Here is a 12,470-nt window from a genome sequence, read left to right on the forward strand (position 1 = left end):
CAACAGATGGATTTTTTGTTTTTTATAAAATGACAAAAATTTATTCATCCTATATTTGTTATCACACTAATATAATTTTATGAAGAATAAATTTTTATTTCTTACTCCGTTTATTTTGAATGGGTTGTTTTCTTTTGCTCAAGTGAACAAAGATTTCATCTTTGCCACAATGGAAACTGAAAATGCGAATTTTTTAAAAAATAATCATTCAGATTCTATTCAGATTTTATCTTCAAAAGCTGATTTTTCTGCCATCTATTTTCATCCTTCAATTGCTGAAAGTTTGCACCATAAATTTTCTCATGGGCATGGTTATGTTTATCGAAATTCGCAAGAAGAAGCACTTAATTCGCTTCAAAAGGTAGCTGTTCAGAAAAAAACGGCATTTAATTATACAATTACTGAGCAAGCTTTTGTAACAAAAATTTTGAATGATGTTGATGTACAGGAAATCGAAAAAATGATTTTGTTACTAGAAGGTTTTAAGACGCGTTATCATACCCGGCAGGAAGCAAATGATGCGATTCTGAAAATTAAAGAAATTTGGGAAGGAATGATTGCTGAAGCCGGGCGGAAAGATATTTCTGTAAAATTAGTTGATCATGTCGGTACACCAATGAAATCATTAATATTGAAGATATTTGGAAATGATAATGCTTCTGTAATTATTGGAGGTCATGCAGATTCGACGGTAGGCTGGAATGCGAATCAGTCGTATGCTCCCGGAGCAGATGACAATGCCTCCGGTATTGCAACCATTACAGAAATATTACGAGTTTTATTAAAAAATAATTTTCAACCGGAAGCATCAGTTGAGATGATGGCTTTTGCGGCAGAAGAAATAGGATTAGTAGGTTCTGAAGAAATAGCACAATCGTATGCAAATGACAATAAAGAAGTGATTGGGTTTGTTCAATTTGATATGACAAATTACAAAGGCTCTGCAAAAGATATCGTTTTGATGACGGATAATTATTGTGATACAAATCTGAATAGTTTTTTGATGCAATTGATGGAGGAATACAATAAAACAGGTTTACATCAATTTACTTATGATACTTCAAAATGTGGTTATGGATGTTCAGATCATTTTAGTTGGGCGGACAATGGTTATGCAGCAACACTACCTTTCGAAGCGCGAATGAATGAAGATAATCCTAATATTCATACAACAAATGATACGTATGCTTCGATGGGGAATACGTCTACTCATGCAGCTAAGTTTGTAAAATTAGGAATTGAGTATGTTGTTGAAGCAGCAAAACAAGCCGCAAATTTAGAAACGAATAACTTAGATAAAAACACATCGAAAATTTATATTTCAAATAAAACATTGAATTACCAACTTAATTTTAAAACACCGATTTCGATTAAAATTATTGATGCAAGCGGACGCCGTGTTAGAACATTCAATTCTGAAAAACCGGAAGGTAATGTAAATATAGCTGGGTTGGCTTCAGGGTTCTATGTGGCACATATAACGGATGAAAAAGGAAATACAATTTCTCATAAATTTGTCTTGAAGTAAATGATAAAATAAGAAGAACAAAAAAGCAAGCTTAAAGCTTGCTTTTTTGTTCTTTATAGGGTAAAAATACTAATTATTTAAACTTTGTAGGTAAGAAATCCAACCCAATGTTTGGTATTCTTTTGCAGCTGTTTTTACATCTGCAGCCTTATAAATTCCACGTCCAACAATCATGAAGTCTGTATGGTAATTTTTGAAAACCAATTCAGGTGTGTTGTATTGTTGTCCTTTGCTGTCTCCAGTTGAAGAAATATTAACACCAGGCGTAAACAATAATAAGTTATCAGGAACTTGGCGTTGGGCAACTGCTCCTAAAACATTCCCCGATTGTTCAGACACATTAATCGCTTTTGTAAAATAGTAATCGTCTGTCAATGTCCCTTTCGAAGACATTTCTACAATTGTGATAACACCGGTATTTTCAAAAACCTTTAACGATTCCAAACCTCCGATTGGATGTACAGTTACTAAATCTGCCCAATCCGAAATTTTATAAATAGATTTTTTGAATTGTAGTTCTTGTGTATTTCCAATATCTCCAAACTTGCGATCTTCAAATAATAAAAATTCTTTTTCACGCGCTATATTTTTCAATTCAACAATTAAGTTATCAGAAAAATCTTGAATAATATCAGAATGTAATTTTAACGCAACAATATGATCACCTACTTTTTTAGCAAAATCAATAATTTCTTCAGAAGTAATTAAATCTGCAGAAGCGATTAAATTGGATTGTTTCTTTAAAGCTAATTCAACCAAACGCTTTCCTACCGGGTGAACAATTTTTTTGTTCTCCAATGCCACTCGTTGTTTTGCAGGAACTGCTTCTGGAGGTAAAGCTAAAAAGTCTTTTATCTTTTTCGCTTCATCATCACTTAAACGATGATATTTGTGTAAAATATCGATGACTTCGTTAATTGTGAATAATGTTTTAACGTTATAACCTTGTTCTTTTAATTTGTCTGAGCCTCCTTGTTCGCGATCCAATACGACAACCAAATCCTTTACACGCAAACCTTCACGTTCAACTTGGTCGATGGTTTCTAACAAAGATTGTCCGGATGTGATAACGTCTTCTACCAAAAGACAAGATTGGCCTTCAGCAAAAACACCTTCTACCATACGTTTAGTCCCGTATCCTTTATTTTCTTTTCGCTTGATGATTAAAGGAATGTTCGATGTTAAACTCATTGTAGTTGCCATTGGCAAAGCAGCATAAGGAACACCACAAATCAAATCATACTCAACATCTTCTACTAAGTCTAATAGATTGTTAGCTAAAGTTTTAAGTAATTGAGGACTTGAAGCTAAAGGTCTTAAATCGACATAGAAAGGAGATTCTATACCACTTTTTAAAGTGAAATTTCCAAATTTTATAATTCCCAGCTCGTAAGCTTTCAATAAAAAATCTTCTCTTGGTTGCATCTGTGTAATGTTTGAGCAAAGTTAATAGGTTTTTGAGTGATTTGTAGCATTTTGGAGGAAATTAATTTCTGAATGAATAAAAATTGAATATTTATACTGAATTGATTTGTAATTTGTTCTGAAAATGAAATTTTATTACTTTTTGAATGAAAGCATTCTATTCGCTAGATTTGAAATTATTGTACATTTTGAGTTAAAATTAGTCAATTTGAGCGCTTTTTCGAAACGAAATAAAGAAACGTAATGTCGGAAATACAACGCTATTGATTCAATTAGAACCTTGAATTTGGAATTATTTTAGATACAAACTTCATAAAATAACTTTACTTTTGAATTCTAGATAAACACACATGAAAAAATATATATTTGCCGGAATCGCTTTTGTAAGTGCATTAGCTTCGGCGCAAGAAATACCTTTCAAATTTACACAATTGGTGAATAATACAGCTCTACCGGTTATTTCGCAAGGAAAAACAGGAACGTGTTGGTCTTTTTCTACCACATCATTTTTAGAATCGGAAGTGAAGCGTATGACAGGAAAAGATGTAGATTTATCAGAACTATATAATGTCCGTTTTACTTATCCTGTTAAGGCTTATAATTATGTTTATCGCCAGGGAAAGGCACAGTTTAGTGAAGGAGGATTATCGCACGACGTATTGAACTCTGTTCGAAAGAATGGTTTAGTTCCAAATGAAGTGTACACAGGTTTTACAAACGGGACAGATGTGAAACATAATCATGAAATGTTGGTGAAAGATTTGAAAACGGTTGTAGATTCAATTGTAAAAAATCCGAAACAATATTTAACCAAAGACTGGAAAACAAAGTTCGATCAAAAGCTGAATCAAAAGCTGGGAGTTCCTCCGAAAAAGTTTAAATATGAAGGAAAGGAATATACGCCACAAGAATTTGCAAAATTTTTGAAAATTAATCCGGACGATTACGTAACCTTAACATCTTTTCAACAAGCGCCATATTATTCTCAATTTATTTTACAGGTTCCGGATAATTTTTCAAACGGATTGTACTATAATTTACCTTTAGATGAGTATATGAGAGTGTTAGATGAAGCTTTGTTCAATGGTTATACAGCAGCTTTTGATACTGACGTTTCGGAAAAAACATTTTCTAAAAAATACGGAATGGCAATTTGGCCGTTAGAAGGATTAGAATCAGATTATTTTGTGCAGATTTTGCCTGAAAGATGGGTTTCAGCAGAAGAACGACAGGCTGCTTTTGAGGATTATTCGACAGGGGATGATCACTTAATGCATATCACAGGAGTTTTGAAAGATCAGTTAGGAAATCTATATTATGATGTAAAAAATTCTTGGGGAACAGAAGGTTTAGGAAATAATGGACATATTTATATGTCGAAACCATTTTTCAGAATGAAATCAATTGCTTATACAATTCATAAAGATGCCTTGTCTAAAGAAGTAAAAAAGCAATTAGGAATAAAATAAAATTCGCAACAAATGAATACATTAGAACAAGCGATCGAAAAATTAGAATATAAAGGTTATTTGGATATTGAAATTCCCAAAGGAACTGATTTGATTAAAGAGATAAATAGATTACGAAAAGAGAAGAATGCCGTTATTTTAGCACATTATTATCAATCTGGAGAAATCCAGGATTTGGCTGATTATTTAGGCGATTCATTGCAGTTGGCGCGAGCTGCGGCTAAAACAGAAGCTGATATGATTGTCTTTTGCGGAGTTCATTTTATGGCTGAAGCTGCAAAAATTTTGAATCCTTCTAAAAAAGTTGTCTTACCGGATACAAAAGCAGGATGTTCTTTAGCAGATTCTTGTTCTGCAGAAGGGTTACGTGGTTTACGTGAACAGCATCCAAATGCGATTGTCGTGAGTTATATCAATTGCGATGCAGGTGTTAAAGCGGAGTCTGATATTATTGTAACGTCTTCTAATGCTGAAGCGATTATTAATTCATTACCGGAAAATCAGGAAATTATTTTTGCACCTGACCGTAATTTAGGAAGGTATTTGAATCAGGTTTGTAACCGAAAAATGATTTTATGGGATGGAGCTTGTATTGTTCATGAAGCATTTTCTTTGGAGCGAATTGCACAACAAATGGCAGATCACCCAAATGCTAAATTAATTGCACATCCGGAAGCGCAAGAGGATTTGCTGAAATTTGCTCATTTTATTGGCTCAACATCCCGATTACTGGATTATGTTGTTGAAAACGAAGCACAAGAATTTATCGTTGCAACAGAAGAAGGTATTCTGCATGAGATGCAAAAACTTGCCCCGACTAAAACCTTAATTCCTGCTTTAGTACAAGATGAATCGTGTAACTGCTCAGAATGTTTTTACATGAAATTATCAACTTTAGAAAAATTGTATTTGTGCATGAAATATGAATTACCGGAAATACAAATCGAAGAAAATTTACGCGTAAAAGCTTTGGCTTCGATTAATCGAATGCTGGAGCTATCAGAAAAAATCAAATAATGGCAGTTCAAGATGTTTTAGTCATAGGTTCCGGAATTGCAGGTTTATCCTATGCATTGAAAATTGCGATTAAGTACCCTGATGCAAAAATTACGATTGTAACCAAAGCCAATAAAGACGAAACCAATACCAAATATGCACAAGGTGGAGTGGCAGTGGTGAGTGATTTTGAAAAAGATAGTTTTGAGAAACACATTGAAGATACGCTCCGTGCCGGAGATGGTTTGTGTAAATTGGAAGCGGTTGAAGTTGTCGTAAAGGAAGCGCCGGAACGAATCGGTGAAATTATTGATTGGGGTGTCCGGTTTGATAAAAACAAAGAAGGTATTTACGATTTAGGTCGTGAAGGCGGACACACAGAAAACCGAATTGTTCATCACAAAGATGTGACAGGATGGGAAATAGAGCGTGCAATGTTAGAAGCGATCAAAGATTATCCAAATATTCAGGTTTTCACCCATCATTTTGTAGTTGATTTGATTACCGAACATCATTTGAACAGGGATTTGTCTGATGAAACAACTTGCTATGGTGCATACATTTTAGATCTGAATACGGATAAAGTGGAACGTCATTTGGCAAAAGTTACTTTGTTGGCAACAGGAGGAGTTGGACATGTATATAAAAATACAACCAATCCGGTTATTGCAACAGGAGATGGAATAGGCTTGGCTCGTCGCGCGAAAGCAATTGTTTCGGGAATGCAATTTATTCAATTTCATCCAACAGCTTTTTATAGTGAGTTTGATGGACAGTTGTTTTTGATTTCTGAAGCAGTTCGAGGATTTGGAGCAAAATTACGCACAAAAGACGGCGAGTTGTTTATGCATAAATACGATGAGCGAGAAGAGCTAGCTTCGCGCGATATCGTTGCCCGGGCAATTGATAATGAAATGAAATTGAGAGGGGATGATTATGTTTACATTGATTGTCGCCATCTGGAGAAAGAAAAGTTTCTAGAACATTTTCCTAATATTTACGAAAAGTGTAAGTCTGAAGGATATGATATGTTTACAGAATTGGTTCCTGTGGTTCCTGCTTCGCATTATTTATGCGGAGGGATTGATGTTGATTTGAATGGGAAAACATCGCTTGAGAATTTATTTGCTGTTGGTGAATGTTCAAATACTGGTTTGCATGGTGCAAACCGATTAGCTTCAAATTCATTGTTGGAAGCAATGGTTTTTGGTCATCGGGCAGCTCTAAAGACGGTGGAAAAATTAGAGCAAAATCAATTTTCCATTTATAACTTCGATTTTCCTGAATGGAATGAGGATGGAATGAAAGTACAAGAAGAATTGGTTTTGATTTCCTATTTACGTAAACAATTGCAAGCCATGATGAGCGAATTGGTAGGAATTGTGCGTAGTGATAATCGTCTGAAGATAGCTCAAGATCGTATTATCGAAATTGAAAAAATGGTAAAAGAAATTTATTATTTTACAATTATTTCCCCAAAATTGTTGGAACTTAGGAATTTAGTTGATGTTGCGCATTTAATCATTGAACAAAGTATCCATCAAAAAGAAAATCGTGGTACGTTTTATAACAAAGATTTAAAATAAATGAAGAAATTTTTTCTGTTCATCTCATTATTTTCGTTTGTTCTTTCTTTGGCACAATCAAAATCCGGAGCGAAGAAAATGCCAGTTTATTTCGGGTGCGAAAGTTTGACAGAGAACAAAGAGTTAGTGTCTTGTCTAAATAAAAATCTGAATCAGGATGTTCAGACGCAAATTGCGTTCTTTTCAAATATTGCAGATTATTTACATATCGAAACAGTACAATCAAAATTAGGTTTTACCATAACGAAAGAAGGGAATTTTTCAAATCTGACAACAGATGGAGCTAATCCGATTTTTAATAGTGTAGCGATGTCTAGTTTGGTTTTGTTGCAAAATAAAATGGAACGTGCCAAGTTAAAAATTGAACCTGCTAAAGATGAGCAGAATAAGGCAATGGATGTTAACCTAAACCTTCCTTTACGTTATGAAGCAGCTGAAAAAGACAATGACTTTGAAAATTTTCCTTCATCCAATCGTGTTTTATTTACATTGAAAACGGATGAAGAGACAATAGAAGTAAGAATTGACAAAGATTATAATATCAAGACGTATGGGAAGACAGGAAATCGAGAATATTATTTGGGACGATTTTCTAATTTATTCGAAATGGCAAGTGTGGATCCATATGCAACAGCCTTCGAAGCAGCTTTTAAATCGGGTGTTATTGACATCACAAAAGGTAAAATAGAGGAGAAAGAATATAAACTTCAAATTAAACATTTCTTCGAAAATGATCCTTCTGTACAGGTTTTAATTACTGTTGTACGAGAAGAAAACGGAACTTGGGCCGAGTATTATGAATACAAAACCAAAAAAGAATTTAATCAATCAAAATTTGCACCCTTAACATATAGATAATGAATTTTCCTCCATATATCACACAAGAAAAATTACAACTTTTTATTCGCCAGGCTTTTTTAGAAGATGTAGGTGATGGCGATCATTCAACACTTGCTTGTGTTCCTTATGACTCGGTTCAAGAAGCTGAGTTGAGAGTAAAAGATAACGGAATAATTGCGGGCATCGAATTAGCAAAAATTATTTTTGCAACATTTGATCCTTCTTTAAAAATCGAAACATTCAAAATGGATGGCGATAAAGTACAGTTTGGCGATATTGCTTTTAAAGTGAAAGGTTCTTCTCAATCGATCCTGACTTGTGAACGACTGGTACTAAACTGTATGCAGAGAATGTCGGGAATTGCTACTTATGCCAATGAAATGATGGAGTTGGTAAAAGGAACAAATGCTAAGATTCTGGATACACGAAAAACAACTCCGAATTTTAGGATGATTGAGAAATGGGCAGTTAAGATTGGCGGAGCAGAAAATCATCGTTTTGGATTGTATGATATGGTGATGTTAAAAGATAACCATGTAGATTTTTCTGGAAATATTACCAAAGCTGTTGCACAAACCAAAGATTATTTGGCGAAACATCATTTAAATTTAAAAATTGAAGTAGAGACGCGAAATATGAATGAAGTAAAAGAAGCATTAGAGGCAAATGTAGATTTTATTATGTTGGATAATTTTGATTTGGAAACGATGAAAGAAGCAGTTCAATATATAGAAGGACGAACTAAAACGGAGGCGTCCGGAGGAATCACGAAACAATCGGTACGAGAGATTGCTCAGACCGGTGTAGATTTTATTTCATCAGGAGCAATCATTCATTCGGCCGCGAACTTTGACCTTAGCTTGAAAGCGGTTAAAGAATGAAAAAAATTATAGCGGTATTTTTACTTTCTTCCATCTCATTTGCTCAAACTTCAAAATTATATAAGACTGTTGTATTTCCTGGTTGTGAAAAGTATCAGACAAATGAAGAGTTAATAGGATGTTTTAATCAGACAACCAAACTATTAATAGAAAGTTATTTTAAAAGTAATCAAAACTTATTTGAATATTTTCAGACGCCTGATTTTAATGAAAAAGCTTTGTTTCAGATTAATACATCCGGAGAATATGTTTTTCATCCGAATGAATCCAATTCCGAACTATTTTCTTTTATTGTAAAAGATGTTTTTCGTGTGATGAATGTGTATCTAAAAAATAATAATCAGTTTATAAAACCGGCAGAATTACCAGATGGAAGCAGTGCTGCACTGAATTTTAATTTACCCATTGTTTTTAAATCTTCCAATAAAATACCGGTTTTAGACAAGAATCCTATTCGATTTACATTAAATTCTAACCAAAAATTTACCGTTCGACAAACGAAAGATTTTAAGTTTATGGTGTATAATGAAAAAGATGAGTTGATTGAGACGTTGAATTCATTGGTGGAATTGGTTTCGAATCCATTGATTATAGGTGAAAACGAAAATAATTTAGTGGTAGATAAAGAAGTAAATGGTAAACAGATTAAAATTATTATAGCTCATCTTTTTAGAAATGTGAGAAGCAACTTCTTGGTAAAAGTGTATGAAAACAATGTAAAAATAGCTGAATATAAAAAAATGGATGATTTTGCTAAAAGTAAATACGCCAAGTATATTTATTAAGTTTTTATGATAACATTTCCTTTTTAACAGTTTTTTAATAGCAGAATAAAATGATCAGAAACTCTTTTTACCAAATAATGAAGGGTTTCTTTTTTTTGTTTACTTAAATTTCAAATGAAATTAATATTTATCTATTTAATTGATAGAGGTTTAAATGCTTTATTTTTTATTAATACTGATTCTAAATAATAGGGTTTTTAATTGCTTTTCTGATTTTTGATGAAAAGCGAATCATTAACTGATAGTAAAATTTATTTAAAAGTAATGTCTCTATTGTGTTAATTGTTCATTAAATATTGACTTGAAATGAAATATCATTATTTTATACAGCTAAAAGTTTATTTATTGATAATTAAATTGATATATTTTTATTAATTACAAAATAAGGAATTTAATTGTTAATGAAGGTTAAAAAATTTACAATAATTTAACAATAATCTCATTTAAAGTGTAGAAATTTGCGGAAGTAAACTTTTAAACTATTTCAAAAGATGAGGTTAAACTCAACTAAGCTTTTACTTGTAGGAGCTTTTGCCTTAATGGCATCATTATCTTTCGCCCAGGTTGTTGAACCAACAGATTCTACAAAGGTTGAACAGGACGAAAATGTATCTTTAAATGAAACATTAATTATTGGGAAAGGGGTGATCGATTTAGTAGAGGATCGTAAAACACCTGTTGCTGTATCGACAATTACTAAATCAACAATTGAAGATAAAGCGGTTGGAAATGTAGATTTTCCTGAAATTTTCACAACAACACCATCGGTATATGTTTCAGGTCAATCATCAGGATTTGGTGATTCTCAAATGTTTTTACGTGGATTTAGTAGTCAAAATACAGCTTACTTATTAAACGGACAGCCAATCAATGGAATGGAAGATGGTAACTTGTATTGGTCTAACTGGTCTGCTATGACGGAAGTTGCCAATGCAGTTCAGATTCAACGTGGATTAGGTTCTTCTAAATTAGCTATTTCTTCTGTAGGTGGTACTGTAAATATTGTAACAAAAGCTACAGATAAAAAACAAGGGGGATTTGTAAGGTACAATGTAGGTAATGATAGTTATATGAGCGCTACAGTATCTTATAATACAGGTATGAAAGGAAAATGGGGAGCATCTTTCTTGTTTAATCACTGGCAAGGTCACAGGTCGTTTGCTCAAGGAACTGATGGACGTGGACAGGCATATTTTGTATCTGTTGGATATAAACCAAATGATCGTCATAATATTAACTTTATGATTTTTGGTGCGCCACAAGAACATGGACAGAATTACTCTACAAAAAGTGAGAAGCAATGGGCTGATGCAGAAAAGTATGGGTATGGTAAAAAATACAATACAACCTATGGTTATTTCAATGGTAAAGGTGAAAATTTAAGAACAAATTTTTACCACAAACCAGTAGCTAATTTAAACTGGGATTGGAATATTAATGAGAATTTAAACTTATCCACAGTGCTTTATGCTTCTACAGGAACAGGTGGAGGAACTTCAGGTGTTGGTAGAGCTACAAGTACTTTGAAAAATGGATTGATTGATTTTGATTTAATTCAAAGTAATAATATGTTAGATCCAGATGGAATTGGAAATAATGGAGGAAAGGATATAAATGGAGTAAACAATGTTTCTAATGGAGCTATCCGTACATCTGTAAATAACCATTTTTGGTATGGAGGTGTAACAAATTTAAACTTTGATACTAAAACTGGTTGGAACTTCAATTTAGGTGCGGATATCCGTTTTTATCAAGGTAATCATTTCCAACAAATGAACAAATTATTTGGATTAAATAGTTGGCAAGACTTTAATAAGATTGATGGAAAAAATAATCAAGCTGTAATTGTTAATGAGACCTTTGGAACAAATCCTTGGTCTGCATTATTCAAATCTGCAGGAAAATCCCAAAGGACAGGTAGAGATTACAGTGAGGATATCAACTATCAAGGTGGGTTTGGACAGGTAGAATATTCGAATGAGATTTTTACGGTATTTGCTCAAGGAGCAATATCAAATCAGTTTTATCAAAAATTTGATACATGGAATTACGGAGGTGTAGAAGCTTCTTCTAAGAAAGTAAATAAAACAGGATGGAATATTAAAGGAGGTTTATCATTTAATATTAATGAAGAAAATACGATTTTCGGTAATGCCGGAAGGTATTCTCGTCAGCCATTCCTTGATAATGTATTTGAATATAATAAAGTAGATTTACGTGAGCCAAATGTAGATAATGAAGAGATTACAGGTTTTGAAGTAGGTTATAAATATGAAACAAGAAATTTAAGAGTTAACATTAATGCCTATCATACAAAATGGGGTAATCGTTTCTTAGGGATTTCAGGATCTGTTACACAACCAGATAATTCTACAAGACCAATATTTACTTCTTATACTGATATAGCTCAAATTCATAAGGGTGTTGAGATTGATTTTGATGCTAAGGTTTCTCAGGCATTCAGCTTATATGGTTTTGCTTCTTATGGTGATTGGAAATATGATGGAACTACACCATTTGAGTCTATGTATACTGATGATGATACAATCTTCGAAAAAGGAAATGTTGATTTAACTGGAACTTATATTGGAGAAGCTGCTCAGTTTACATTTGGAATGGGAACGAAGGTTAATTTTACAAGAAATCTATATTGGGATGTAGATTTTATGTATAACGCCCGTACTTATGGACAAGTAAATCCAGAAGATGTAGTTAAGAGTGCGTTAAAAGGAGAGGTTTATCAAGCTGAAAAAATTTCACCTTTCGCACGAGTTAATACTGGTTTGGCATATGAATTTAAATTTGGTAAGCAAAAAATCAAATTTAGAGGAAATGTTCGTAATTTATTTAACGAGCAATATGTAAGTAGAATTGATAGAAATGGCTACGGATATGCAGTAGGTAGAACTTGGAATGCAGGTGTTACTTATAATTTCTAAGTAATATAAATATAATTTAAA

Annotated in this window: 9 protein-coding genes; 8 read left to right on the plus strand and 1 reads right to left on the minus strand. The window is 33.0% G+C overall.

The window, feature by feature from the left end; genetic code table 11:
- Nucleotides 1-79 precede the first annotated feature (79 nt).
- On the plus strand, nt 80-1,528 hold the full coding sequence (locus tag H277_RS19380) for a M20/M25/M40 family metallo-hydrolase (protein ID WP_019976861.1): 1,449 nt from the start codon (nt 80-82) through the stop codon (nt 1,526-1,528).
- A 69-nt stretch (nt 1,529-1,597) separates the two neighbouring features.
- Here H277_RS19380 and H277_RS0117175 read toward each other — a convergent pair whose 3' ends face one another.
- Nucleotides 1,598-2,953 carry an orotate phosphoribosyltransferase gene (locus tag H277_RS0117175; protein ID WP_019976862.1) on the minus strand — a complete coding sequence of 452 codons (1,356 nt, stop codon included), beginning with the start codon at nt 2,951-2,953 and terminating at the stop codon, nt 1,598-1,600.
- 350 nt (nt 2,954-3,303) lie between these two features.
- Between H277_RS0117175 and H277_RS0117180 the strand changes: the two genes are divergently transcribed.
- The 7 genes from H277_RS0117180 (at nt 3,304) to H277_RS0117210 (ending at nt 12,449) form a co-directional block, all read left to right on the plus strand.
- Nucleotides 3,304-4,422 carry a C1 family peptidase gene (locus tag H277_RS0117180; protein WP_019976863.1) on the plus strand — a complete coding sequence of 373 codons (1,119 nt, stop codon included), beginning with the start codon at nt 3,304-3,306 and terminating at the stop codon, nt 4,420-4,422.
- Nucleotides 4,423-4,434: 12 nt separating this feature from the next.
- A complete protein-coding gene (gene nadA, locus H277_RS0117185; RefSeq protein WP_019976864.1) occupies nt 4,435-5,439 on the plus strand; it encodes a quinolinate synthase NadA in 1,005 nt (334 codons plus the stop codon).
- Complete coding sequence (gene nadB / locus H277_RS0117190) at nt 5,439-7,004, plus strand: L-aspartate oxidase (protein ID WP_019976865.1); 1,566 nt, start codon at nt 5,439-5,441, stop codon at nt 7,002-7,004. The genes nadA and nadB overlap by 1 nt, the downstream gene beginning before the upstream one ends.
- A complete protein-coding gene (locus H277_RS0117195; protein WP_019976866.1) occupies nt 7,005-7,862 on the plus strand; it encodes a hypothetical protein in 858 nt (285 codons plus the stop codon). It abuts the gene before it with no gap.
- Entirely contained in the window at nt 7,862-8,725 is an 864-nt protein-coding gene (nadC, locus tag H277_RS0117200) for a carboxylating nicotinate-nucleotide diphosphorylase (protein WP_019976867.1), read from the plus strand. Before H277_RS0117195 ends, nadC begins: the two co-directional genes overlap by 1 nt.
- The gene (locus H277_RS0117205; protein WP_019976868.1) at nt 8,722-9,510 is read left to right on the plus strand and encodes a hypothetical protein; all 789 of its coding nucleotides are present in this window, start codon (nt 8,722-8,724) and stop codon (nt 9,508-9,510) included. The genes nadC and H277_RS0117205 overlap by 4 nt, the downstream gene beginning before the upstream one ends.
- 491 nt (nt 9,511-10,001) lie before the next feature.
- On the plus strand, nt 10,002-12,449 hold the full coding sequence (locus tag H277_RS0117210) for a TonB-dependent receptor (protein WP_019976869.1): 2,448 nt from the start codon (nt 10,002-10,004) through the stop codon (nt 12,447-12,449).
- Nucleotides 12,450-12,470 lie beyond the last annotated feature (21 nt).

The sequence above is a fragment of the Empedobacter brevis NBRC 14943 = ATCC 43319 genome (genome assembly GCF_000382425.1).
GTDB lineage: Bacteria > Bacteroidota > Bacteroidia > Flavobacteriales > Weeksellaceae > Empedobacter > Empedobacter brevis.